This window comes from Streptomyces sp. DS1-CR2 (assembly GCF_055760475.1).
In genome coordinates, this window is sequence record NZ_CM147085.1 from 1,312,527 (window position 1) to 1,335,856 (window position 23,330).

Annotated in this window: 19 protein-coding genes and 5 pseudogenes; 8 read left to right on the forward strand and 16 right to left on the reverse strand. The window is 69.4% G+C overall.

Going from position 1 to position 23,330, the window contains the following annotated elements; genetic code table 11:
• Positions 1 to 203: 203 nt before the first annotated feature.
• Positions 204 to 1,043: an IS5 family transposase gene (locus ACY0PA_RS06565; RefSeq protein ID WP_473083772.1), complete on the reverse strand. Its 840-nt coding sequence runs from the start codon at positions 1,041 to 1,043 to the stop codon at positions 204 to 206.
• Positions 1,044 to 1,227: 184 nt separating this feature from the next.
• Between ACY0PA_RS06565 and ACY0PA_RS06570 the strand changes: the two are divergent.
• A pseudogene (locus ACY0PA_RS06570) lies at positions 1,228 to 1,472 on the forward strand (VWA domain-containing protein); the annotation flags it as partial.
• Positions 1,473 to 1,593: 121 nt separating this feature from the next.
• Here the strand turns inward: ACY0PA_RS06570 and ACY0PA_RS06575 are convergent.
• The 12 genes and pseudogenes from ACY0PA_RS06575 to ACY0PA_RS06630 all read right to left on the reverse strand — a co-directional run bounded on the left by ACY0PA_RS06575 (position 1,594) and on the right by ACY0PA_RS06630 (position 13,498).
• Positions 1,594 to 1,869: a VWA domain-containing protein gene (locus ACY0PA_RS06575; protein WP_473083773.1), complete on the reverse strand. Its 276-nt coding sequence runs from the start codon at positions 1,867 to 1,869 to the stop codon at positions 1,594 to 1,596.
• Between the two features lie 447 nt (positions 1,870 to 2,316).
• Entirely contained in the window at positions 2,317 to 4,371 is a 2,055-nt protein-coding gene (locus ACY0PA_RS06580; protein WP_473083774.1) for a TerD family protein, read from the reverse strand.
• Positions 4,372 to 4,570: 199 nt separating this feature from the next.
• Positions 4,571 to 5,701, reverse strand: coding sequence for a glycoside hydrolase family 32 protein (locus ACY0PA_RS06585; RefSeq protein WP_473086253.1), 1,131 nt, complete (start codon positions 5,699 to 5,701; stop codon positions 4,571 to 4,573).
• Positions 5,702 to 5,723: 22 nt separating this feature from the next.
• Positions 5,724 to 6,541, reverse strand: a protein-coding gene (locus tag ACY0PA_RS06590; RefSeq protein ID WP_473083775.1) for an IS5 family transposase whose coding sequence is annotated in 2 segments (ribosomal slippage) — positions 5,724 to 6,190 and positions 6,190 to 6,541 — 819 coding nt in all. Because the reading frame shifts where the segments join, the coding sequence is not laid out codon by codon here.
• A gap of 183 nt (positions 6,542 to 6,724) precedes the next feature.
• Positions 6,725 to 7,459, reverse strand: a complete 735-nt coding sequence (locus tag ACY0PA_RS06595; RefSeq protein ID WP_473083776.1) for an NADPH-dependent F420 reductase — start codon at positions 7,457 to 7,459, stop codon at positions 6,725 to 6,727.
• Between the two features lie 106 nt (positions 7,460 to 7,565).
• On the reverse strand, positions 7,566 to 8,159 hold the full coding sequence (locus ACY0PA_RS06600) for a TetR/AcrR family transcriptional regulator (protein WP_473083777.1): 594 nt from the start codon (positions 8,157 to 8,159) through the stop codon (positions 7,566 to 7,568).
• Positions 8,160 to 8,407: 248 nt separating this feature from the next.
• Positions 8,408 to 9,246: pseudogene (locus ACY0PA_RS06605) on the reverse strand (helix-turn-helix transcriptional regulator).
• 492 nt (positions 9,247 to 9,738) lie between these two features.
• Entirely contained in the window at positions 9,739 to 10,224 is a 486-nt protein-coding gene (locus ACY0PA_RS06610) for an SDR family NAD(P)-dependent oxidoreductase (RefSeq protein ID WP_473083778.1), read from the reverse strand.
• A gap of 112 nt (positions 10,225 to 10,336) precedes the next feature.
• A pseudogene (locus ACY0PA_RS06615) lies at positions 10,337 to 10,519 on the reverse strand (hypothetical protein); the annotation flags it as partial.
• Positions 10,520 to 10,556: 37 nt separating this feature from the next.
• A pseudogene (locus tag ACY0PA_RS06620) lies at positions 10,557 to 10,720 on the reverse strand (NAD-dependent malic enzyme); the annotation flags it as partial.
• A gap of 104 nt (positions 10,721 to 10,824) precedes the next feature.
• Entirely contained in the window at positions 10,825 to 12,165 is a 1,341-nt protein-coding gene (locus tag ACY0PA_RS06625) for a cation:dicarboxylate symporter family transporter (protein WP_473083779.1), read from the reverse strand.
• Between the two features lie 166 nt (positions 12,166 to 12,331).
• Entirely contained in the window at positions 12,332 to 13,498 is a 1,167-nt protein-coding gene (locus ACY0PA_RS06630; protein ID WP_473083780.1) for a mandelate racemase/muconate lactonizing enzyme family protein, read from the reverse strand.
• Positions 13,499 to 13,607: 109 nt separating this feature from the next.
• Between ACY0PA_RS06630 and ACY0PA_RS06635 the strand changes: the two genes are divergently transcribed.
• Both ACY0PA_RS06635 and ACY0PA_RS06640 read left to right on the forward strand, forming a co-directional pair.
• The gene (locus ACY0PA_RS06635; protein ID WP_473083781.1) at positions 13,608 to 14,285 is read left to right on the forward strand and encodes a GntR family transcriptional regulator; all 678 of its coding nucleotides are present in this window, start codon (positions 13,608 to 13,610) and stop codon (positions 14,283 to 14,285) included.
• Positions 14,286 to 14,903: 618 nt separating this feature from the next.
• Entirely contained in the window at positions 14,904 to 15,104 is a 201-nt protein-coding gene (locus ACY0PA_RS06640) for an integrase core domain-containing protein (protein WP_473086254.1), read from the forward strand.
• A 29-nt stretch (positions 15,105 to 15,133) separates the two neighbouring features.
• Here the strand turns inward: ACY0PA_RS06640 and ACY0PA_RS06645 are convergent.
• Positions 15,134 to 15,288: pseudogene (locus ACY0PA_RS06645) on the reverse strand (SDR family NAD(P)-dependent oxidoreductase); the annotation flags it as partial.
• 625 nt (positions 15,289 to 15,913) lie between these two features.
• Here ACY0PA_RS06645 and dhaK point away from each other — a divergent pair.
• The 5 genes from dhaK to ACY0PA_RS06670 all read left to right on the forward strand — a co-directional run bounded on the left by dhaK (position 15,914) and on the right by ACY0PA_RS06670 (position 20,564).
• Complete coding sequence (gene dhaK / locus ACY0PA_RS06650) at positions 15,914 to 16,906, forward strand: dihydroxyacetone kinase subunit DhaK (RefSeq protein ID WP_473083782.1); 993 nt, start codon at positions 15,914 to 15,916, stop codon at positions 16,904 to 16,906.
• A gap of 44 nt (positions 16,907 to 16,950) precedes the next feature.
• Complete coding sequence (gene dhaL, locus ACY0PA_RS06655) at positions 16,951 to 17,553, forward strand: dihydroxyacetone kinase subunit DhaL (RefSeq protein ID WP_473083783.1); 603 nt, start codon at positions 16,951 to 16,953, stop codon at positions 17,551 to 17,553.
• Positions 17,546 to 17,989: a PTS-dependent dihydroxyacetone kinase phosphotransferase subunit DhaM gene (locus tag ACY0PA_RS06660; protein ID WP_473083784.1), complete on the forward strand. Its 444-nt coding sequence runs from the start codon at positions 17,546 to 17,548 to the stop codon at positions 17,987 to 17,989. The genes dhaL and ACY0PA_RS06660 overlap by 8 nt, the downstream gene beginning before the upstream one ends.
• A gap of 208 nt (positions 17,990 to 18,197) precedes the next feature.
• Positions 18,198 to 19,208 carry a fibronectin type III domain-containing protein gene (locus tag ACY0PA_RS06665; RefSeq protein WP_473083785.1) on the forward strand — a complete coding sequence of 337 codons (1,011 nt, stop codon included), beginning with the start codon at positions 18,198 to 18,200 and terminating at the stop codon, positions 19,206 to 19,208.
• Between the two features lie 201 nt (positions 19,209 to 19,409).
• The gene (locus tag ACY0PA_RS06670) at positions 19,410 to 20,564 is read left to right on the forward strand and encodes a Gfo/Idh/MocA family protein (RefSeq protein WP_473083786.1); all 1,155 of its coding nucleotides are present in this window, start codon (positions 19,410 to 19,412) and stop codon (positions 20,562 to 20,564) included.
• 39 nt (positions 20,565 to 20,603) lie between these two features.
• Here ACY0PA_RS06670 and ACY0PA_RS06675 read toward each other — a convergent pair whose 3' ends face one another.
• Both ACY0PA_RS06675 and ACY0PA_RS06680 read right to left on the reverse strand, forming a co-directional pair.
• Complete coding sequence (locus ACY0PA_RS06675) at positions 20,604 to 21,143, reverse strand: PadR family transcriptional regulator (RefSeq protein ID WP_473083787.1); 540 nt, start codon at positions 21,141 to 21,143, stop codon at positions 20,604 to 20,606.
• A gap of 61 nt (positions 21,144 to 21,204) precedes the next feature.
• Complete coding sequence (locus tag ACY0PA_RS06680) at positions 21,205 to 23,226, reverse strand: oxidoreductase (RefSeq protein WP_473083788.1); 2,022 nt, start codon at positions 23,224 to 23,226, stop codon at positions 21,205 to 21,207.
• Positions 23,227 to 23,330: the final 104 nt, after the last annotated feature.

Below are 23,330 nucleotides of genomic sequence, written 5' to 3' on the forward strand. Positions count from 1 at the left end.
GTCGCCCTGGCACGCAAGAACCGGAGCCCTTCGCCCAACACCCCCCGCACTCTCGTCGGCATCTCTGCAGTCAACCCATGATCCGGACAGTGCCGTTGGACGCAGCACCGGCCATCGCCCGTTGGCTCCTCCCGCCTTCGACCGCCCGGTGACCAGGGGGCTACTCAGAGGGCGTTTGATCTAGGCGGAGTGCGGCTTATGCCCTAGTAAGTTCCTCGCCAGGTTGGTGTGGACTCGTCGGTTATGCGCTTGGCGGTGTTGTCGATCGAGGCGATCTGGATCATGGCCTCGGAGCTGGCGTCCAGGCTCTCGTAGTCGCGGGCGAGCCGCCGGTGGAGCATGATCCAACCGATACTCCGCTCAACCACCCAACGTCTTTTTACGACGTGAAATCCGCGGACGTCGGATTTCCTGTTGACGACTTCGACGTCGATACCGAGCGTGGCTCCGTGCTCGATGACGGTCTTCTTGAAGCCGGTGTCGACCCAACTCTTTGTAATGGTCGGGTAGGTGGCCCTCGCCTGGTCGAGGAGGCGGACGCCGAAGGTGTTGTCGGAAAGGCCGGCGGAGGCGACGGTGACGGCGAGGAGGAGGCCGATAGTGTCGGTCAGGATGCCTCGCTTCCGCCCGACGATCTTCTTGCCAGCATCGGTTCCCTGGCTGGCCACGGGCACGTTGGTGGAAGTCTTGACGCTCTGGGTGTCGATGACGGAAGCGGTCGGCTCGGCCTTCCTGCCCTCCTTTACCCGGGCCAGTCCAACGAGGTCGTAGTTAAGCTGCGCGAATATTCCTTCGTCGCGCCAGGCTGCGTAGTAGAAGTAGACCGTGCCGTGGCTGGGGAAGTCGTGCGGGAGGTACTTCCACGGGATTCCGGTCCGGTTCAGATAGAGGATCGCGTTGAACGCGTCCCGCAAGTCGACTTGAGCCGGTTTTCCCGTGGGGCGTCGGTCGAGCCGGGCTTGTCGCCAGGCCGTGAGGGTCGGCTCGATCAGGGCCCAGCGGGCGTCGGACAGGTCGCTGGGGTACGGCTTGCGCGCGGTCACCGGGCAACGCGATCAAGGTCGGGCCGGAAGATCCGATTCCGCCAGAGCTTGGCGTTTCTGTCATATCTCTACGTCAGACGGTCTTCGAGGATGAAGTACGCGTGAAGCGGACTGGCGCGGGTTGCAGCGCGCGAGGGGCCAACAAGACAACTAAGCAGAATCAGCGCAAAGTTACCCAGCGGCAAAGGCAGCACGCCTTCCCCTGTTCTGGCAGTTCGTTGGCTTCGGTGACCCTGACAGCAACGAGTTCACGTTCTTGCGGAAGCTGGATACTCTTGCCGTGCCAGCCTGCCGCGTCGTCGACAACGCCGGCTTTTCCACGCCGGCCGCGCTCCGAAGGCCACTGCCGACCACCGGCTCTTCGACCAGCTGCTCGACGAATTTCCCGACTGGCTGGCCGCCGCCCGCGCCGCCCGCATCGCGCATTGAAGTCTCAGGACGGCGCCAGCCCCTACCGGCTGGCCTCTCTTCAGGCATACCTCCGTTAACGTGATCGCCCGTCCGGCAGGAGACGGTTCGCCCCGGCGACGGTGCGCCACCCAAAAGCGGCTTACGGGTTCATCCAGCGGCCGAACGCGTCGACCAGGCCCGCGTAGAACCTGTCGCCTGGGACGGATCCCGGACTCTTGCTCGCGTCGTAGAAGGCGACGTTGGTGAAGGTGGCCGAGGCTGAGGCGTTCAGGTTCTTGTCGAAAGCCAGCTTGCCACGGCCGAAGCCGACGAACAGCCAGAAGACTCCAAGGGTGGCGGTGTTCTGCAGAAGGGACCGCACTTCGGCCTTGTCCCATGGTTCGTCGCCGAGCCTCGCGAGTACAACGATGCCCACGCCTGACACCGCACCCCGCAGCGCGCGCCTGCCCCGCCGGAACACTCCGGCGGGACATCGTCGTCGCACGGCCTCTCACACAAGCCAACCGTGCGGACTCCCCCGGACGATAGGTCCCTGACGTGGCATCAGGCCCCTGCGTTGGACCGGCTGGCGTTGGAGGCGACGGCCACCGCGCAGGTGCGGCCCGACGAGTCTCGGCAACCCCGGCGTCGACGAGCGCGGCCAGTTCCTTGGTGCGGTGCAAGCGCGGCCCTCGGCCATGGGGGCGCACCAGTGGTCGTCGTCGCGGCGGGACGTACGTACCGTGCCGTCCAGTACGCCCAGCACGTTGTGGCGCGCAACTTGCACAGGAGCTCCGTGTTCGCACCGTCCATCGTCCTGCGGATGGTAGTGCGATCAGCAGTCATTGCCCCGCGGGGGACGCCCTGGCCGGCTGCAGCTCTCCTACGCCCCGACAGACGGCTTTCCCGGCGCCCTCCTCCTGGTCGCCATGCGGTCGAGGTGGGCCACCACCCCGGTGTGGAACTTGTGGATTGCTTCGTCGACACTGCGGATGAATCCGGATTCCGTGTTCCCCCGTTGGGTGCCCATGCCCTTGTACAGGGACAGCCGGAATCCGGTGATCTTTGCCCCGCCCTTCGGGAGGAGATCTCCCGGCTCGGGGCGCAGCCGTTCCAGCGTTCCCCGTGGTCCTCCCGCATCGCCATCGACCAAGGTCTCGATGTGCAGGTCCGCGGGCGCTTCAGCCAGTTCGCGGACGATTCGCTTGGCCCAGGAGAGTGGGTAGCCCTGCTCCGGGGGCGAGATGTCGATGGATGTGCGGATCTTGCTAGTGCGCAGGTCGGCGGTGACGGCGAGTACTCCTGGTGTCTGCTCGATGCGCAGCTCGGCCTGGAGCTTGCCGTTCTGGCACAACTCGTCGGCCATGCGGGTGCGGCGGGCCACGGCGTCCGTGCCGCGGCGGGCACGCTGCACGGGAAGGACCTTTCGTCCAAGTTCGCCCCCCAGGCCCAGCGAGACCTGACGTACCAGACGCTCCCAGCTCTCGACGGCCTCGAGTGCCCGTGGGTCGCCCGGGCCGAGCGTCTCGTCCTGGATCCCGTTACGGACAGGCACCCATGCCGGCCCCATGTTGTGGAAGCCGTGACAGCCCGAGTTCTCGTGGAGCAGGTAGTGCAGCAACTCCTCCAAGAGCCATGCGTGTGTGGGGTTCCCGACGCCCTCGTGCCGGATCAGCATCTGCGCCTGGTGGGCTACCTCGGCCCAGGACAGATGCCACAGGCTCACCTTGTTCTTACGCCGCCGGTCGATCTTCACATCGACCAGCGGGCTGCCTTCCAGCGCCACGTCGTTGGAGAGGGTGATGACCGCTTCGTAGCCCCTCCTGGCGGCGATGTCCGAGTAGTCCTGCACCTGCTCGGCCCTGAGCGGATTGCCATTGGTCTTGGTCTCGACGAGTGCCGTCCACAGCTTGCCCGCTCGTTCCACCCGGATGACACCGTCGGGGCGCCGAGGCGATTCTCCGTGGGGCAGCGACACCTCGGTGAAGGTCTCCATACGCCCGGCGGGGGCGCCGAACCCGGCGGTGAGCCGCCGGCCGAGCTCGGGCACCTGCGCCATCACAGCCAGCAGGACCGAGGTGGCGCGAGCCTCCCGGTCACGGTCACTCTTCAACGCGGACACGGGGAAGAGGCGCGCGACCCTCCAGGACTCGTTCTCCGCGAGGGACTTCTGCGGCGTCTTGGAAACAGTGACCTTCTTCTTCGACGTGCGCGGGCGCACCGGCTTCCTGGCGGGCGCCGCTGCCTCGGCTTCTTGTCGTGGGCCGGGGACGGTCACTGTGACGATGGGGTCCGGCGCCGATTCCGGCGCGGGGTTCTGCTGGAGGACGTCAGAGGCCGGGAGCTCTTGGGAGCCTTCCTCTGCCTGCGTGGCGTTCGCCTGCTCGGCGTCGTCGTCGATGTCTACGCCGTGATCCCCTGCCAGGGCTGCGAAGCCTGCCTCGTAGCCCTGCCCTACAGCCCGGAATTTCCATTCTTCCCCGCGCCGGTACAGCTCCCCAAAGATCAACGCGCTCACGTCACCGGCGTCATCGATCGCGAACCGCAGCAGCGGCTCGCCGGACCCGTCGCTCAACCTCAGCTGCAGATCCTCGAGTTCGTCGAACCGGGCCGACTCGTACCGGCTCGCCGCGATGAGGATGGTGGCGACATCGCCGGGAACTGCCGTCAAATCGAAACTGATCCGGTCCTCGCCGCCTTCCCCCACGGGCGTTTTGCCCAGTAGCTGCACGCTCCCGTCCGGCGCGCAGGCGTTGTTGTAGAAGTAGAAGTCGGTGTCGCTGCGGACCTTGGCGTTCTCGTCCAGCAGGAGCACGGAGACATCGGCGTCCCCCTCACCCGTGGGACTCACCCAACCCAGACTGACGACCACCGAATCGACGTCGCCGCCGCTCAGGCCCCCCAGCCCAACATTGGCCCCCTTGACCATCTCGTACATGCGGCCTCCCAACCGATCACCCAGGTACGAGGACCCCCCTCACTCACCCCGTCGACACATGTGTGCATATGGTGAGTCTGGCGTGAAGGAAATGAGTCTATCGGGCAGCAGGGAAGGCTGGCCCCCACAACGCCAGAGCTGGCCGCGCGCCTGAAGTCGGCCCTGCACACTGGCGCTGCTCTACTGAGACTCAAGACGGTCACGGCCACAGCGGCCGGGGTCCGTCGGTCAAGGCCGACGCCATCTGCCAGGCGTCGAACCGCTCCAGGGCCACATCGCCGTCGGCACCGATACCGACGCCGACGGCCTCGTCCGGGCGGGTGGGGTAGGTGCGGGCGGTGAGGGGCCGACCGTTGGCGAAGATCTCCAGTGCGGAGTGGTCGACGAGGACGCGCAGGTCGACCCGGCCCTCGGGGTCCAACGGCAGGTTGCCGTACCGGGGTTCGGTGTCGACCGTCGGGTCGAGGCTGCTGGTCTCGCGGTGCAGGCGGAGGGTGCCGCCCGTTCCGTCGTGCGACCGGCTCACCTCCACGACCGTGCGTTCCGCGCCGTCCGGTGTCTCGCGGAGCACGAGCCGGGCGGTCGCTCCGGGGGCGAGACGCAGGGTCGTCTCGATGTCCAGCTGGTCCCCGCGCACGGCGGGCAGCGGGGTGTACGGGTCGGCCAGCCGGCCCGGAGCCACCTCTACGCGCTCCCGCCGCAGCTCGGTCAGCTCCGGTACCGGGGTCTGGTGCAGGCCGCCGTCCGTGGCGAGCGTGACGACCCTCGGCAGGGACATCACACCGCACCAGCCAGCCTGCGCGTTCGCCTCGTCCGTCCGGCCTTCCTGGAGCCAGCCGAACATGATGCGGCGGCCGTGCTCGTCGCGGGTGGACTGGGGGGCGTAGAAGTAGCGGCCGCCGTAGTCGAGGCGCTGGAGGGCGGTCGGGGTGAAGGTGTCGCCCTGGTAGCGGCCGGTCCAGTACAGGGGGTGGTGGGTGGTGCCCTCGTCCCAGGCGGAGAAGACCAGAACGTCGGTGCTACCGGCCTCCTGGTCCTCGCCGAGCCGGAAGAGGTCGACGCACTCCCACATCGTGCCGGTCCAGTCGAGCTCGCCCCGGTTCTGCGAGGCGTCACCCGTCAGCAGCTGGCCGAGGTACCGCCAGCTGCGCAGGTCGTCGGATTCGTACAGGAAGGCCGTTCCGCCGACGCCCCGGATGCCCGAGCCCACCAGCTGGCGCCACACCTGGCCCTCCCGCCAGACGCAGTGGTCGCGGAAGGCCGTGATGTCGATGCCCTCCGGCGGGGCGGCGATGACCGGGTTGGCCGGGTCCTTGGTCCAGTACCTCAGATCCGCCGATCCCTTAGAGGTCCTAACAAAGACGTTGAACGTGGCGGTGGGTGATGAGGCAGGTGGCGATGCCGAGGAAGGCTTCGTGGATGTCGTCGCGTCTCTCCCAGCGGATGCGCAGGCGGCGGAAGCCGTGTAGCCAGGAGATCGTCCGCTCGACGACCCAGCGGAAGACCCCCAGACCGGTGCCGTGCGGCTGACCGCGTTCGGCGATCACAGGGCGGATGCCACGAGCCCGCACCAGGCGCCGGTATTTGTCGTGGTCGTAGCCGCGGTCAGCGAAGAGCAGGTCGGGCCGATGCCGTGGCCGGCCGACGACGCCGCCGATGGCCGGGATCTTGTCGAGCAGGGGCAGCAACTGCGCGACGTCATTGCGATTTCCACCGGTCAGCGACACCGCGAGCGGAATGCCCTGCCCGTCGGTGATGACGTGATGCTTGCTGCCCGGCCGGGCACGGTCGACCGGGCTGGGACCGCTTTTGGGCCCCGCCGGGCCGCCCGGACGTGGGAAGAGTCGATCACCGCCCGAGACCAGTCCAGCTGGTTCTTCGACCGCAGTTCCTTCAGCAGCACCGCGTGGAGCTGGTCCCACACGCCGGCCTCGTTCCAGGCGGCCAGGCGCCGCCAGCACGTCATGCCCGAGCCGAAGCCCAACTCCTGGGGCAGGTACTCCCATTGGATGCCGGTGTGCAGGACGAACAGGATCCCGCAGAACGCTTGCCGATCCGGCACCCGCGGTCGGCCCTCGACCAGCTTCGAGCCCGGCTCGGGCAGTAACGGCTCGATGAGCGACCACAGTTCGTCCGACACGATCCACGGCCGCGACTGACGTTTCCCCATGAACAGACCAACGAACCGACAAGCCAACAGTCACATGATCAACAGCTTTTGTTAGAGCCAGTAAGTGGGTGATGACGACCTTGCCGAAGTAAGCGCCGCTCTTCGTGTTCGTCGTGTGTGTTCGTGGCGTGCCGGCGCTGCCGCCCTCGTGCCGTTGCGTGCACGAGAGTCGCGTCGGGTGGCTCAGCGGTGGGCGGCGCGGTTCATCTCGACGACGTCCTCCAGGGTGGCCGTGGCCGGGAGGGTGGCGAGCCGTTCCGGCACGCTGTCGCGGATGCGGGCGTCCTTCACACGGTCAGCCGCGGCCAGGGCCGCCGGCAGCTCGTCGAGGGTCAGTTCGGTGCAGTAGGCGGGGCCGTTGGGCTGCTGGCGCCAGGAGTCGGCCAGCGGGCCGGCGTCGTAGGGGTCGAAGCCGGTGTCGTCCACGAGCCGCATGGCCACGCGCCGAGCGTTCTCGGTGTCGCCGGCGACGGGGATGGCGATGCGGCCGGGCGTTCCGGCCGGGACACCCCGGGTCCGCTGAGTTTCGGCCAGGGCGGCGTTCCACGCCTTGACCACGGGGCGCCCCAGCTGCTCGGCGTTCCACACGCTCTCGACCTGGCCGTTGTCCACGGCCTCGATGTGCCCGCTGAGGTGCGGATAGTAGTTCGAGGTGTCGATGATCACCGTCTCGTCCGGGACCGAGGCAAACAGGCCGGCCAGCTTCCCCGCCACCCCGAAGGGGATGGCCAGGACGATGACGTCCCGGCCCTGGACGGCGTCGGCAAGGTCCGCCGCGCGGGCCCCGGACTCCAGCACCTCGGCCCGGACGGCCTCGGGGCCGCGGGCGTCGGCCACCTGGACGTCGTGGCCCGCCGCGCTGAGCTTGGCAGCGAGGTTCCCGCCGATGGCACCGGCGCCTATAACAGCAATATTCATGATTTGTCCCTTGAATGGTTGTGCCGCCCCTGAGGGCAGCGCGATGTGATGGCCGTGTGGTGGCGCCGCCTGGCGTTGCGGGGGCCGGGGCTGGGTGTCTGGCGGTTTACGCCTGGGTGTCCCGCTGGCGGTAGCCGCTTGCGATGAGCGTGCGGAGCCGGTCGAGCGACTCCTCCTCGGTACCGGTGCCCTTGATCCAGGCAACGGAACAGGCCGCGAGGAACAGGTCGTGTCCCCGCACCGACGCGCGCACGCGCCCCGCGAGCTGCGCGGCTCGCACGTACTGATCGGTGGCGGAGATGAGGATGTCGCAGGGAATCGTGAGCGGGTTGTCCGGCTCCTGCGCCCGGGCCGCGGCCATGAGCGGGTCCGGCAGCCCGCTGAAGGCGCTGAAGTACTCCTCCATCGCCCGCAGCCACTGCTCCAGCGCCTCGGCCGGATCGCCGAGCTGATCGATGTCCGCCTGGCGGGCCACCAGTTCTTCGGAGCGCGTCTGCAGCACAGCCGCCAGCAGCGCCTCCCGGGTGGGGAAGTGCCGGTACAGGGTGGCGGGCCCGACTCCCGCCTCCTTGGCCACCGCCTCGAGGGAGGTGCCGACCCCGTGCTGCAGGAAGTGACGCTGCGCGGTCTTCAGCAGGGCCACGCGGTTGCGCTGGACGTCCGCGCGGGGCTTGCGTCCCCGCAGTTCACCGGCGCTCATGCACCCTCCTGCCTGCCGTGATCGTGCGGCCGCATCAAAACGGATGCTGCCTCCGTACACATTCGAGAGTAAAACGGAGAGGGCATCCGGTCAAACGGGCGGCCCGACCACGATGCCCGGACAGAGCAGGGGGCCGACATGTCTGGCCGCAGAGCGCAGGGCACAAGCCGTGCGGGCTGCACCATTCCAGACTGCCCTTGTCCGGCCCCTCCCGCGCCGAGCCTGGCCCCTACCCCCGGGCCAGGACATCAGGGGGTGACCTGCTGGTGCCCGATCACGGAGAGCAGTTCCAGCTTGCTGTGGCTCTCCGTGCCGGGGCGAGTGGTCAGGACCACCAGAGTCTGGGCGCGGTTCTCGGTGAACAGGACCTGGGCGTCGACATCGATGCGGCCGAGTTCGGGATGGAGGATGGTCTTGCAGTCGTCGTAGCGTCGGGCTACCTCCTGAAGTTCCCACATGCGGACGAACTCAAGGCTGTGTTCCTGGAGTTCGGCGAGGATCCGGGCGGCTCGTGGGGTGTCGCTGCCGGCTGTGAGCGCGGCCGCAGGAGTGCTGCCTGGGCGCGGCCGTGGCGCTCGCGGCTCTCCTCCGGAACCATCAGACGCTCGGCCGGATCCATGAACCAGCGGTAGTAGGCGCTGCGGGCCAGACCGGTGTGGCGGGTCTGGTCGCCGAGCAGCGCCACGGCCAAGGGGTTCATCGCAAGGGTGTCGACCAGATCGGTCTGCACCAGGGCCGGCGAGTCGTCCAGGCGGTCCAGGACCCGCATCAGCGTCGGGCTGACATGTTCGGAGCGCTGGAAGCGGGCCGGGGCGTTGTGGCCGATGAGCACGAAGAGATGGTCGCGTTCGTCCAGGGTCAGCCGCAGCGCCCGGGCGAGAGCTTCGGTGATCTGGACTGACGGCTGCGGAGCACGCTGCTGTTCCAGCCGGGCGTAGTAGTCGGTGGACATGCCGGCGAGCTGCGCGACCTCCTCGCGGCGCAGCCCCTGCGTACGCCTGCGCGGCACCTCGACCAGACCGACGTCGCGGGGCCGCAGCGCCTCACGCCGGTGGCGCAGGAATTCCGCCAGTTCCTTCTTGTTCATGCCCCCATCCTCGCCGCATCCCGCCCGACTAGCCAGAGACCGCCGATCCATGGCTGAGCCCTCCTCTCACACCCCCGCGAAGCCGCCCGTATGGCCGACGCCGAGAGCGCTCCCAGCGAGACGACCCGATGGTCACCTTGACCCGCTGGGAGCGCCGCGGGCCGTCGGTCTGGAAGACGGCCCGCCGCGACGGTCCCCCGTCGAGGACACCCAAAGCTTTGGACCCAGCGCTTTGACCGGCCCCGGGCCTCGTCGCCCGGCCCGTCTGACACGACGATGTCCGCCGTGTCAGACGGGCGTTCGCGTGCCCCTCGGCACTCAGGACGGAGCCGGTCGCCTCCCGTCCGAGGACCGGGGCGAAGCCGCAGACGCTTCCTTACCGTTCCGCGTCCTCGGTGAGGACCACCCCGAGGCGGTCCTCGCGTTCGCCCATGATGCGACCCCACAGTGCCCGACCGCCTGCTCTTGTTCCGCGTCGGTCCCTATAGGTCGTCAGCTGCCGCTGATCATGGCGAGGACGTTGTCGTAGGAGCCGTTGGCCTCTGCGTCGCGGATGAACCTGGCGCGCTCGACGACAAGCTCCCTCGCGTCGGGCTTCTCACGCAGCAGGTCGAGGGTCTCGGTGAGGAAGTCGTCCAACGGCATGGCATGGTCGTCGTCCTGCTGGCCCAGCAGGGTCGTGCGCACGCCCGGCGGGACCACCTCTATCACCTGGACACCGGCGTCAGCGCCGGCGAGCTGGATGCGCAGGCTCTCGGAGAAGGAGTGCAGCGCGGCCTTGGTCGCGCTGTAGGTCGGGGTGCTCTGGTACGGGACGAACGCCAGCGCGGAGGTGACGTTCATGACGACCGCGTCGTCCTTGCCCACCAGCAGCGGCAGGAAGGCGTACGTCATCCGGATCGTGCCGAGCAGGTTGACCGTGACGTGATCCTCGGCGATCGGGAGTCCGGCGGGGTCGAGGAGGTTCTCCCGCAGCATGATGCCGGCGTTGTTGACCAGGACGTTCAGCCCCGGGTGGCTCGATGCCCGGGTGCTCGGCCGTGATGTCGTCGAGGAGTTCCTTGCGCCGGCCGGCGACGATCACCTTGTTGTCGGCCTCGTGCAGACGCAGGGCCAGGCCGAGGCCGATGCCCGAGGTTCCGCCGGTGATCAGGATCGTGTTGCCGGTCATCTTCATGGGGGTCTTGCTCCTTCGGTACGGCGGGCCGGTGAGCGCCCGGTGCCTCGACCGTAGGGGCGCCCGCGCAGGGGCGGGAGAGGAAGGTTTATCCATGGATCGGCGGTCTCTGCCTCGTGAAGCGGCCCCGCGCAGCGGATCCGGTGTCGTGGGCGGCGATGGTGACGTCGATGCCGAGGCGGTCGGCGTCGGATGAGATGACGTCGGGGGTGGTGACCGAGCCGCCCAGCCCCTCCATGGTGGCTGTCAGCTGGGATACCGCGTTGCCTGACGCGGGACTTCGAGCCGGATGGTCATCGAGTAGGAGACGCTGGGCGTGCTCACGGAAGGGTCCTCATCTGTCCTGGTGCACGGCACCCTGGAGGATGCCGCCGGCGGGTGACTGCACTCGACGGGCACGGCTACTTGCCGGCACCGACCTTGGCGGTGTCCAAGTCGGCCTGCGGCGGCGTGGTGGTGCGGGAGTGCAGGACCTTGCGGGCCTGTTCGGTGTCGAAGTCGTTCTCCCACTTGCCGATCACGATCGTGGCGACGGCGTTGCCGAGGACGTTGATGAAGACGCGGCCCTCGTTGAGGATGCGGTCGACGCCGACGATCAGGGAGAGTGCGGCCAGCGGGATGTGGCCGACCGCGGTGACGGTGCTGGCGAGGACGATGAACGCGCCACCGGCAATGCCCGCGGTGCCCTTGCTGGTGAGCATCATGACGCCGACCATGACGAGTTGCTGCTGCCAGGAGAGGTCGATGCCCATGGCCTGGGCCAGGAAGAGGGAGGCCATCGTGAGGTAGACCGCGGAGCCGTCCAGGTTGAAGGAGAACCCGGAGGGGATGACGATGCCGACCACGGGCCGGCCGATGCCGAGGATCTCCAGTTTGCGTACCAGCTGGGGCAGGACGGCCTCGCTGGAACAGGTGCTGAGAGCGACGAGCAGTTCTGCCTTGAGGAAGCGCATGAGGCCGAACAGGCTCAGGCGGCAGGCCCGCATGATGGCGCCGAGGACGACCAGGACGTAGACGATGCAGGTCGCGGTGAACAGGATGATGAGGTAGCCGAGCTGTTTGAGGCTCTCTGCGCCGTAGGTGGCGACCACGGTGGCCAGCGCGCCGAAGGTGCCCAAGGGGGCGAGCCGCATCACCCAGCCCACGATGCGGAAGACGACGTCCGACAGCGCCTTGATGCCACGGGTCAGTGGTGCCCCTTCTTCTCCGGCCATGTTCAGGGCCACACCGAAGACGATCGAGACCATCAGCGCGGCCAGGATCGCGTCCCCGGTGATCGCGCCCAGCAGGGAGGCGGGGATGAGGGAGGAGAGGAAGCCGGTGAAGGTGGCGTGCTCGGCGGCGGTCTTGGGCACGTCGTCGGCGTTCAGTGACGAGGGGTCGACGTGCAGGCCGGTGCCGGGCTGGAAGATGTTGGCGACGACCAGCCCGATCAGCATGGACACCAGGGACAGCACCAGGAAGTAGCCGATCGCCTTCACACCGATCCGGCCCGCCTTGCGCAGGTTGTCCATGGAGGCGATGCCGGTGGTGACGACGCAGAAGACGACCGGGATCACGATCATCTTGACCAGCGCGATGAACCAGTCGTTGAGCGGCTTCAGGTCCTCACCCAGCCCGGGCGCGAGGATGCCTACGGCGATGCCGAGGACGGCGGCCAGTACGACCTGGAACCACAGCTCACGTATGAGACGGCTCAGCCGTGACCGCTGCGGGCGGCCGGCGGCGGCGGTGCTTGTCATCGTTGGTGCTCCCTTGCACGACGATTGTGTGTAGCCCTGTCCCGTGGGGGGTGCGGGGGACGCGACGCGGCTCGCGCGCCCCCGATCTCGTGTGTGGCGCCCGTGTCCGGCGGCGCCGGCCGACGGCGCCCGCCCGGTGGCGGGCGCGTCCGCGGTGGGGTGGCGGTCAGCTGTGCAGGGCGCGCAGCACCTTGTAGAAGGCGGCCTTGCTCTCGAAGCCGATGCCGGGGGTGTCGGTCAGGCCGACGCGGCTCTTCTCGACGACGGCGTCGTCGGCGAAGCCGCCCGTGGGCTGGAACTCGCCCGGGTAGGACTCGTTGCCGCCGAGCTTGAGGGCGGCTGCGATGTGCAGGGAGAACTGGTGCCCGCCGTGGGGGATGCAGCGCCTCGATGACCAGCCGTGCTGACGGAGCATGTCCTGGATGCGCAGGTACTCCACCAGACCGTAGGAGAGCGCGGGGTCGACCTGGATGGTGTCGCGGTCGGGGCGCAGGCCGCCGTAGCGGATCAGGTTGCGGGCGTCCTGGAGGGAGAAGAGGTTCTCGCCCGTGGCGATGGAGCCGGTGTAGTGCTCGGCGACGGTGGCGTTGAGGTGGTAGTCGAGCGGGTCGCCGATCTCCTCGTACCAGAACAGCCCGTAGGGCTCGATGGCCCGCCCGTACTCCAGGGCCGTGTTGAGGTCGAAGCGGCCGTTGACGTCGACGGCCAGCCGGGAGCCGTCGCCGTCCAGGACGTCGATGACGGCCTCGATACGGCGCAGGTCCTCCGCCAGGTCGGCGCCGCCGATCTTCATCTTGACGACGTCGTAGCCCAGGTCGAGGAAGCCGCGCATCTCGTCCTGAAGGTCGGTGAGGATCTTGCCCGGGGCGTAGTAGCCGCCGGCGGCGTAGACGAAGACGGAGTCGTCGGGCTGCCCGTCGCCGTAGCGCTCGGACAGATACCGGTACAGCGGCTTGCCCTCGATCTTGGAGGCCAGATCGAACAGGGCCATGTCCACCACACCGACCGCGACCGAGCGCTCGCCGTGCCCGCCGGGCTTCTCGTTGTTCATCATCACGTCCCACGCCTTGGCGTGGTCCAGGCCGTCCCGCTCGTCGAGCAGGCTGCCGGGCTCGGCCTCGAGGAGGCGGGGCAGGACCCGGCGGCGCAGGATCTCTCCGGCGCTGTAGCGGCCGTTGGAGTTGAAGCCGTAGCCGACCACGGGCTTGCCGTCCCGGATGACGTCGCTCTCGATCGCCACGATCGAACAGTCCATGGAGCTGAAGTCGATCCAGGCGTTGCGGATCGAGGAGCTGATCGGAACGACGCCCTCGTAGACGTTGGTGATCTTCACTGCGAAGCCTCTCTCATATCTTATAAGATGTGACGGCTGTTAGAGTGAGCGGGTCCGATACGGGATGTCAAGAGGTGGGGAACCTCCGGAAAGGAACGGTCAGGGGGCTATGGCAGGACAGAACCTGTTCTTCAGCAAGAGCGACCTCGCCTACGCAGAACTCCGCGATCAGATCCTCTTCGGCACTCTTCCTGCCGGGTCACGGCTCGCCCAGTACGACCTCGCCGAGTCCCTCAACATGAGCATCACGCCCCTGCGCGAGGCCATCCGCCGCCTCAGCAGCGAGGGACTCGTCACCGTCGACACCCATCGCGATGTCCGGGTCTCCGTCATGAACTCGAACGAGGCCCGCCAGCTGTTCGAGGTCCGCCTGTCCCTGGACCCGACCGCCGCCGAACTTGCCGCCCAGCGACGCACCGACGACGACATCGCCACGATGCAGGCCGCCGTCGACAAACTTCTCCCCGTCACCCGCCAATGGGGGGAGGAGGCACTGACGGCCCACCGCGCCTTCCACCAGGCGCTGTACCGGGCCTCGCACAATGACGTCCTCATCCGTCTCCTGGACGACCTGTGGGACAAGTCCGATCGCTACCGGCGCCTCGGCCTCGAACTCCCGCCCGGCGACGAACCCCGCACCCGGGACCTCGAGGAACACCACCGTCTCGTCGACCTCATAGTGGACGGCCAGGCAGGCCAGGCCACACAGCTCATGCGCGACCACATCACCAACAGCCTCACCGCCACGGCGATCAGCGCACTCGAGGAATGCGAGAACCGCTCGTAGCCCTGGAAGCCGTTCGTCGCCGATCGGACCAAGCCCATCTGGAGAGTGCTGATGGCCATCCGCCAGCTCGAGAACTTGCTGGCGATCGTCGACTCCGGTGGCTTCAACGGGGGGCCACCGCACTCCTCGTGAGGCGGAGCGGGCGTCGGCGGAGCCGACAAGCGCAGTTGCTAGCCCTGGCCGATGTCGTCGATCGAAGACGAGTATCTACCGCACCCTGCGCAGCCAGGTGACGCCGGTGACTGCTTTGTCCGCGCTATGAACCCCCCACCCGCAGCTTCCGGGCCGGGTGTCTCCACGGTGCACGTCGAGATCCCCATGTGATCGCCGCTCGGTGAGCGCTGCTCAACGAGCCCGGAGTCGCGGTGCAGGATGCGGCGGGATGGACACCGTTCGAGGCCCGGGGCCGTTCGGACCGCACGAGCTGAGGGGCTACGCGTATGGATTCACTGCGCTTCCTCATACGAGACCGCGACAGCAAGTACACCGACGCCTTCGACGCGGTGTTCCAGGCCGAGGACGTAGAGATCATCAAGACGCCGGTCCGCGCACCGAGGGCAAACGCCACTGTGAGAGAGTCATCCGCACCTCCGCCGAGAGGTCCTCGACCACGTCCTCATCCTCGGCGAGGCCCACACGCGCCAGGTCCTAGCCGATTGCCAGACGCACTACAACGCTCACCGCCCCCATCGCAGCCGAAACCAACTACCACCCCAGGCCCAGGAACAGCCGCCTTCAGTCCAAGCGTGCGCCGCCCACAGACTTCTCCGCACCCACGTCCTCGGCGGAGTGATCAGCGAATACCGGTACGTCTCTTGACCAGCGGCAATGATTATCCGAGCCCCACAGGCTCCGGCGGCCGAGCCGCGCAGTGCGGCCTCGGAGGCGGTGAAGATGACGGAGCCCCGGCCAGCCTCAAGCATGTCGGCAGCGCGGCACGGGTCAGCAGGAACGGTGCCGTCAGGTTGATGCGGATCAGCCGCTCCCACTCGGCGTCGCACGTCGGCCAGCAGCACTTCAGCGCGCGGTAGATGTTGACCTGATTCCCTCGGCCCACCCCGTCGGCCTCCAACTCGCCCAGGAAGCGCTCGACCATAATGGCCGTGACGGAATTGAGCTTCCGCGACCCCAGGCGCGGATATATGGGCTTCCGCAACGGGCGGCTCCGTGCGCTCCTTCTCCGCGTATATCTGCGTAAGGCGCTTAATCGCGTCGTCCTGCGTTCTGTGGCCGGCCTCCTCGCGCTGCTTACCGAGCCCGTCCCGGAAACCGATCGTGCATGGGTGGGGGCAACGGAGCGGCCTGGCGCAATCGCAGTCCTTGAAGAACGACCCCATGCCACGGGCGAGCTGTCGAGCCACTTGGCGAACCTAACCACCCACGCCGCACACGTGACCAGGGCTCCGCGAGAGCCGATACTGCCGTGAGTGAGCGGTTGGGAGCGCCGGTCCGCAACTACACGCCCACCTGATACTCCGTCAGTAAAGTCAGCGACAGGTCAGCAACAGCCCCGCCAGAACCCGCTTCCAGCCGCCACGGACCGCCAAGATCGAAAACCTTCCAAACCCGCTTTGGCCAGAGAAAACACTGGCCATAGGCTCAGACGCTACGCTCACTTGGAGGCACCCATGAAGATGCTCATCAACGTGGCCGAGACCGTGGTCGCCGACGCGTTGCGGGGAATGGCCGCGGCCCATCCGGAGCTGCTCGTCGATGTCGAGAACCGGGTGATCGCGCGCCGGGACGCTCCCGTCGAGGGGAAGGTCGCGATCGTCTCCGGTGGCGGGTCGGGCCACGAGCCCTTGCACGGGGGGTTCGTGGGGCACGGGATGCTGTCGGCCGCCTGTCCCGGCGAGGTGTTCACGTCGCCGGTGCCCGACCAGATGGTGCGGGCCGCGGCTGCCGTGGACAGCGGCGCCGGGGTGCTCTTCGTGGTGAAGAACTACACAGGTGACGTGCTGAACTTCGACATGGCCGCGGAACTCGCCGAGGACGAGGGGATCCAGGTCGCCAAGGTCCTCGTCAACGACGACGTGGCCGTCACCGACAGCCTGTACACCGCGGGCCGGCGCGGCACGGGCGCGACCCTGTTCATCGAGAAGATCGCGGGCGCGGCGGCCGAGGAGGGACAGCCGCTGGAGCGCGTGGAGGCGATCGCACGTCAGGTCAACGCGAGTGCGCGCAGCTTCGGCGTTGCCCTGAGCGCGTGCGCCACGCCCGCCAAGGGCAGCCCGACCTTCGATCTGCCGTCCGGCGAGCTGGAGTTGGGCGTCGGCATCCACGGTGAGCCGGGCCGCGAGCGGCGCGCCATGATGACGTCCCGCGAGATCGCCGACTTCTCCGTGGACGCCGTTCTCGAAGACCTGCAGCCGAGCGACCCGGTACTCGTCCTCGTCAACGGCATGGGCGCGACCCCGCTGCTCGAGCTGTACGGGTTCAACGCCGAGGTCCAGCGCGTGCTGACCGAGCGCGGTGTGCCGGTGGCGCGCACGCTCGTCGGGAACTACGTCACGTCGCTCGACATGGCCGGTGCCTCCGTCACTCTGTGCCAGGTCGACGAGGAGATGCTGCGCCTGTGGGACGCGCCCGTGAGCACGGCGGGCCTGCGCTGGGGCATGTGAGGCAGCCTGTCGTCCGAACCATCACCACCACGCAAGGAGATGACGTGCTCGACGCCGATTTCTTCCGACGCTGGCTCAACGTGGCCACCGCGGCCGTCGACCGGGAGGCGGCCCGGCTCACCGAACTCGACTCGCCGATCGGCGACGCCGACCACGGCAGCAATCTGCAGCGCGGCTTCATCGCCGTGAGCGCGGTCCTGGAGAAGGAGGCACCGGCCACCCCAGGCGGTGTGCTCACCCTCGCCGGGCGTCAGCTGATCTCGACGGTGGGCGGCGCGTCGGGCCCGCTGTACGGGACGCTCCTGCGCCGTACGGGCAAGGCGCTCGGGGACGCCCCCGAGGTGAGTGAGGCGGAGTTCGCGGCGGCGCTGCGGACCGGCGTGGACGCCGTCATGACGCTGGGCGGGGCGGCGCCGGGCGACAAGACCATGATCGACGCGCTGGTGCCCGCGGTCGACGCGCTCGGCACCTCCTTCGACGCGGCCGCCACCGCCGCCGAGCAGGGCGCGCTCGCGACGACGCCCATGCAGGCGCGCAAGGGGCGGGCGAGCTATCTGGGCGAGCGCAGCATCGGGCATCAGGACCCGGGCGCCACGTCGTCGGCGCTGCTGATCGGGGCCCTGGTCGAGGCGGCCCGCGATGAGTGAGCCGGGGGGCGTGGGCAGCGGGGGCAGTGGTCAGGAGAAGGCCGTCGGAATCGTGCTCGTGTCGCACAGCCGCGCCGTCGCCGAGTCGGTGGCGGAGCTTGCGAAGGGGCTCGCGGGCGGCGGCGCGGTCGTCCCCGTGGCACCGGCGGGCGGCACCGAGGACGGCGGGCTCGGCACCAGCGCCGAGCTGATCTCCGGGGCCGCGCGGTCAGTTGACCGGGGTGCGGGCATCGCGGTGCTCGCCGATCTGGGCAGCGCGGTGCTCACCGTGAAGGCGCTGCTGGCCGAGGGCGATGAACTCCCGGACGGGGCACGCCTGGTGGACGCCCCCTTCGTCGAGGGGGCCGTGGCCGCGGTGGTCACGGCGTCGGCGGGGGCGGATCTGGACGCGGTCGAGGCGGCGGCCGTCGAGGCGTACACATACCGGAAGGTTTGAGCGATCCGGGGCGGCGGCTGGTCCGTCGCCCCGACTGCCGCGTTCCTGCTGTCACCCAACTCACCCTGTTCCTCGCCAAGTTGGCGGCGACGAGCTTCTTCGCCTGTAGCTCGCCAAGACCATTCAGTCCACCGCTCAGGGTCCGGACGTGCACGACGCGCCACCTCTTGATGTGACCCCGCCACTCATGGCATACAGGTCTGCACCAATGCTTCCGAACGGAAGGCCCGTCGTGCGACGCACCCCCGGACGCACCCCTCTGGCGTACGCGGCCTGCGCCGCCGCGCTCCTCTTCGCCACCTCGTGCGGCCTGCTCGGCGACGACACCCGGCAGGGTCCCGCACTCACGGCCCCCGCCGGCGTCACGGCGCAGGCGGGCAGCGCCACCTCCGTGCACGTCATGTGGAGCCGCCCCGAGGGGGACGCCGACGTCAAGGGCTACACGGTGTACCGGGACGCCACCAAGGTGAAGGAGGTGCCGGGCGAACAGCACATGGTGGACGTCGTCGGACTGCGCCCGCGATCCGCGTACACCTTCTCCGTCCGGGCCGAGGACACCGATGGCACGCTCGGGCCGCTCAGCGCGAAGGTGCCCGTCACCACCCCGGCCGCCGTGGCCGAGGACCGGTCGGCGCCGACCCGGCCGGGAGCGCTGCGCGGCCGGGCGGACGGCGGCCGCGCGGCGTCGCTGTCGTGGGGTGCGTCGAAGGACGACAAGGGCGTCGTCTCGTACGACATCTACCAGGGCGCCTCGAAGATCCACAGTGTCGGCGGGGGCGAGACCCGGGCGCTGATCACCGGGCTGCGGCCGGGCACCGCCTACGCGTTCACCGTGAAGGCGCGCGACGCCGCCGACAACACCTCACCCGCGGGCCCGGCCCTGAGGCTCACCACCGCGAAGGGCTCCGACGAGGGTCCCGGCACCGCGCCCACCGACTTCCGCGCCGCGTCCCGCCGGGCCGGCGGGGCGTACTACATCGACCTGTCGTGGACGCCGCCGCGCACGGGCGGCACCGTGCCCGCGTACCGCATCTGTCTCGACGGCCGGCAGGCGACCACGCTCGTCTGGGGCGACGCCCCGCCCAAGGGCACGGCGCGGAACAGTTTCTACGTGGGCAGGGAGTCCGGCGTCCGGCACCGGGTGCGGATCCGCGCCCAGCTGCCCGACGGGACATGGGGCGCCTACTCCGTCGAACGGAGCGTCACCACCGGGTCCTGAGCCAAGGTTCTTGTGGCCGAGGGAGCCGGCGGCAGCTCTTGGTTCCCGCGCAGGCGTGGGGCACACCACCGGATCCGGGTCCGCGGCATCTCTGTGTCCAGGCCCGGGACGCGCCCTTGTCCGCTCCCCTCGAAGCGTCCTACCGTCTCCGGAGCCGCGCGGGAGCGGCCGCACCATCTACGCATCCGCCTTGGGGGCAGTGTGAGTTCGGGGCCGGTCGGTGTCGCCGTCGTCGGAGCGGGCGTCATCAGCAAGGAGTATCTGCGGACGCTGTCCGCCTTTCCCGATCTGCGGGTGGTGGGCGTCGCCGACCTCGACGCGGACCGCGCCACGGCCGTCGCGCGCGAGCACGGCGTACCGGTCGCCGGCGATGTGGCGACGGTGCTCGCCGTTCCCGAGGTCGAGCTCGTCGTGAACCTCACCGTGCCGACCGCCCACGCGCAGGTCGCGACGCTGGCGCTGCGGGCCGGTAAGCACGTGTACGGCGAGAAGCCGATCGCCCTGGCCCCCGGCGAGGCGGAGAAGGTGCTCGCCGAGGCGACGGAACGGGGGCTGCTCGTGGGGAACGCGCCGGACACGTTCCTCGGCGCGGGGCTCCAGTCGGCGCTGCGGGCGGTCGGTGCCGGGCACATCGGTGAACCGGTGGCGGCGACGACTGCGGTGCAGGGTCTCGGACCGGAGCGGTGGCACCCCGATCCGGCATTCTTCTACCAGCCGGGCGCGGGCCCGCTCTTCGACCTCGGGCCCTACTACCTGACGTCCCTGGTGGCGCTGTTCGGCGGGGTGTCGCGGGTGGCGGCCTCGGCGGCACGCGCGCGTGAGGAGCGCGTTGTCGGCTCGGGGCCGAGGGCGGGGCAGGTGTTCCCGGTGGCGGTGCCGACGCATGTGTCGGCACTCGTCGAGTTCGCTTCGGGGGTGCGGGCGACGTCGGTGTTCAGCTTCGACTCGGCGCTGCCGCGCATCCAGTTCGAGGTCACCGGCACGGAGGGCGTCCTCGCGGTGCCGGACCCCAACACCTTCCGCGGGCCGCTGCAGGTGCGGGCCAACGGGGCGGACGACTGGCGCGAGCTGCCGGTCGCGGGGCGCACCGACGGGCGGGGGCTCGGCGTGCTCGACCTGGCGCGCGCGATCCGCCGGGGCGGTGTGCCGCGTGCGTCGGGGACGCTGGCCCTGCACGTCCTGCAGACGATGACGGCGATCACGCGCTCGGCCGAACACGCCGAGTTCACCCACGTCGACACCTGTCCCGCGGCGCCGCCGCCCGTACCGGCCGACTGGGACCCGCAGGCGGCGACGCTCGTCCGGACGAAAAGCCGAGAGGGCCTGCCAGGCGTCGCGGGGCAGGCGGGAGCTTGAAGTCAGGGCCATAGGACAGTCCTAGGACGGGGGACAGTCCTAGGACGGGTCGAGGCCGAGTTCCTCCAGGGTCTGTTCGAGCCAGCGCGCCCAGAACGTCTCCAGGTCGATGCCCGCGCGCAGCACGACGTGTTGCAGCCGGTCCTCGACGGAGTCGAGGCCGGGCGGGAAGTCCCGCCTCTCGATCTCCTCGTACTCCGCCAACTGCCGCCGGTGCAGGTCGAGATGGCGGCGCAGGTCGGCCTCGATGCCGTCGGTGCCGACGACGGCGGCGGCGCGCAGGCGCAGGAGCAGCGGGTCGCGCAGCGGTTTCGGGTCCTGGCTCGCGGCGGTCCAGCGGGCCAGTTCGGCGCGGCCCTCGGGCAGGACCTCGTACTCCTTCTTCTGGCCGCGCGCGGGCGTCGGCGCGGGCAGGGCCCTGATGTACCCCTCGCGTTCCAGGCGGCCCAGCTCGCGGTAGATCTGCTGGTGCGTGGCCGACCAGAAGTAGCCGATCGACTTGTCGAAGCGGCGCGTCAGTTCGAGGCCCGACGACGGTTTCTCCAGGAGGGCCGTGAGGATCGCGTGCGGGAGTGACATGGCTGCACCTTATGCGGAGGCGGTCACGCGGCCGGCGGGCCCGGCCACGTGACCGCCGGTCTCACAGCGCCGCGGCCAGCTCGGTGCCCTGGCGGATGGCGCGCTTGGCGTCCAGCTCGGCGGCCACGTCGGCGCCGCCGATCAGGTGCGCCTCGCGGCCGGCGGCGAGCAGGTCGTCGTACAGGCCGCGGCGCGGGTCCTGGCCGGTGCACAGGACGACGGTGTCGACGGGGATGACCGTGGAGCTGCCGTCGACGGTGACGTGCAGGCCCGCGTCGTCGATGCGGTCGTACGTGGCGCCCGCGACCATGGTGACGCCGCGGTGGCGCAGTTCGGTGCGGTGGATCCAGCCGGTGGTCTTGCCGAGTCCGGCGCCCACCTTCGAGGCCTTGCGCTGGAGGAGGTGGACGGCGCGCGGCGGGGCGGGCCGGTCGGGCTTCGCGAGTCCGCCGCGGCCCTGGTAGTCCATGTCGACGCCCCACTGCCGGAAGTACGTCGCCGGGTCCTGGCTCGCCTTGTCGCCGCTGTCGGTGAGGTACTCGGCGACGTCGAAGCCGATGCCGCCCGCGCCGACGATCGCGACGCGCTCCCCGACGGGCGCACCGTCACGCAGGACGTCGAGGTAGCCGACGACGCTGGGGTGGTCGATTCCCTCGATCTCGGGGGTGCGCGGGGTGACGCCGGTGGCGACGACTACTTCGTCGTACGCGTCCGGGGTGAGGTCGGCGGCGGTGACGGGGGTGTTCAACCGGACGTCCACGCTGTGCAGTTCGAGCTGCGCGCGGTAGTAGCGCAGGGTCTCGTCGAACTCCTCCTTGCCGGGTACCTTACGGGCGATGTTGAGCTGGCCGCCGACCTCGGACGCGGCGTCGAAGAGGGTGACGGCGTGGCCGCGTTCGGCGGCGGAGACGGCGCAGGCGAGGCCCGCGGGGCCCGCGCCGACGACGGCGACGCGCTTGCGCAGGCGGGTCGGCGCGAGGAGCAGCTCGGTCTCGTGGCAGGCGCGCGGGTTGACGAGGCAGGAGGTGATCTTGCCGCTGAATGTGTGGTCCAGGCAGGCCTGGTTGCAGCCGATGCAGGTGTTGATGGTCTCGGAGCGCTCGGCCTGGGCCTTTGCCACGAAGTCCGGGTCGGCGAGCAGGGGCCGCGCGAGGGACACCATGTCGGCGCAGCCGTCGGCGAGCAACTCCTCGGCGATCTCGGGGGTGTTGATGCGGTTCGTGGTGACGAGCGGGATGGAGACCTCGCCCATGACCTTCTTGGTGACGAAGGTGTACGCGCCGCGCGGTACCGAGGTGGCGATGGTCGGGATGCGGGCCTCGTGCCAGCCGATGCCGGTGTTGATGATGGTGGCGCCGGCCGCCTCGATCTCCTTGGCGAGCTGCACGACCTCTTCGAGGGTGGAGCCGCCGGGCACGAGGTCGATCATCGAGAGCCGGTAGATGAGGATGAAGTCCGTGCCGACGCGCTCGCGGACGCGGCGGACGATCTCGAGGGGGAAGCGGACGCGGTTCTCGTACGAGCCGCCCCAGCGGTCGGTGCGCTGGTTGGTGGCGGCGACGATGAACTCGTTGATGAGGTAGCCCTCGGAGCCCATGATCTCCACGCCGTCGTAGCCCGCCCGCTGCGCGAGTTCGGCGGCGCGCGCGAAGTCCTCGACGGTCTGCTCGACCTCGGCGTCGGTGAGTTCGTGCGGCGGGAAGGGGCTGATCGGCGCCTGGAGGGGGCTGGGGGCGACGAGGTCCTCGTGGTACGCGTAGCGGCCGAAGTGGAGGATCTGCATCGCGATCTTCCCGCCCGCCGCGTGCACCGCGTCGGTGACCTGGCGGTGCTCGTCGGCCTCCGCCTCGGTGGTCAGCTTCGCGCCGCCGGCCCAGGGGCGTCCCGCCTCGTTGGGGGCGATGCCGCCGGTGACCATGAGGCCGACGCCGCCGCGGGCGCGGGTGGCGTAGAACTCCGCCATGCGCGCGAAGCCGTTCTCCGCCTCCTCGAGTCCCACGTGCATGGAGCCCATCAGGACCCGGTTGGGCAGCGTGGTGAATCCGAGGTCGAGCGGGGTGAGCAGGTGCGGGTATCGGCTCATGGTGGCCCTCCGTGCGCGGCGAACGTCGTCACAGTTGTAGACGACGACAGCTCGCTTTTGCAACAAGTTGCATAAGAGAGCTGCGCCACGGTGGGCCCCTGCAC

Coding starts and splice junctions, on each gene's coding strand:
- ACY0PA_RS06595 (WP_473083776.1), bottom strand. CDS start 7,459: ATGAATATTGCTGTTATAGGCGCCGGTGCCATCGGCGGGAACCTCGCT.
- ACY0PA_RS06580 (WP_473083774.1), bottom strand. CDS start 4,371: ATGTACGAGATGGTCAAGGGGGCCAATGTTGGGCTGGGGGGCCTGAGC.
- ACY0PA_RS06680 (WP_473083788.1), bottom strand. CDS start 23,226: ATGAGCCGATACCCGCACCTGCTCACCCCGCTCGACCTCGGATTCACC.
- ACY0PA_RS06600 (WP_473083777.1), bottom strand. CDS start 8,159: ATGAGCGCCGGTGAACTGCGGGGACGCAAGCCCCGCGCGGACGTCCAG.
- ACY0PA_RS06635 (WP_473083781.1), top strand. CDS start 13,608: ATGGCAGGACAGAACCTGTTCTTCAGCAAGAGCGACCTCGCCTACGCA.
- dhaK (WP_473083782.1), top strand. CDS start 15,914: ATGAAGATGCTCATCAACGTGGCCGAGACCGTGGTCGCCGACGCGTTG.
- ACY0PA_RS06665 (WP_473083785.1), top strand. CDS start 18,198: ATGCTTCCGAACGGAAGGCCCGTCGTGCGACGCACCCCCGGACGCACC.
- ACY0PA_RS06610 (WP_473083778.1), bottom strand. CDS start 10,224: ATGCTGCGGGAGAACCTCCTCGACCCCGCCGGACTCCCGATCGCCGAG.
- ACY0PA_RS06625 (WP_473083779.1), bottom strand. CDS start 12,165: ATGACAAGCACCGCCGCCGCCGGCCGCCCGCAGCGGTCACGGCTGAGC.
- ACY0PA_RS06660 (WP_473083784.1), top strand. CDS start 17,546: ATGAGTGAGCCGGGGGGCGTGGGCAGCGGGGGCAGTGGTCAGGAGAAG.
- ACY0PA_RS06675 (WP_473083787.1), bottom strand. CDS start 21,143: ATGTCACTCCCGCACGCGATCCTCACGGCCCTCCTGGAGAAACCGTCG.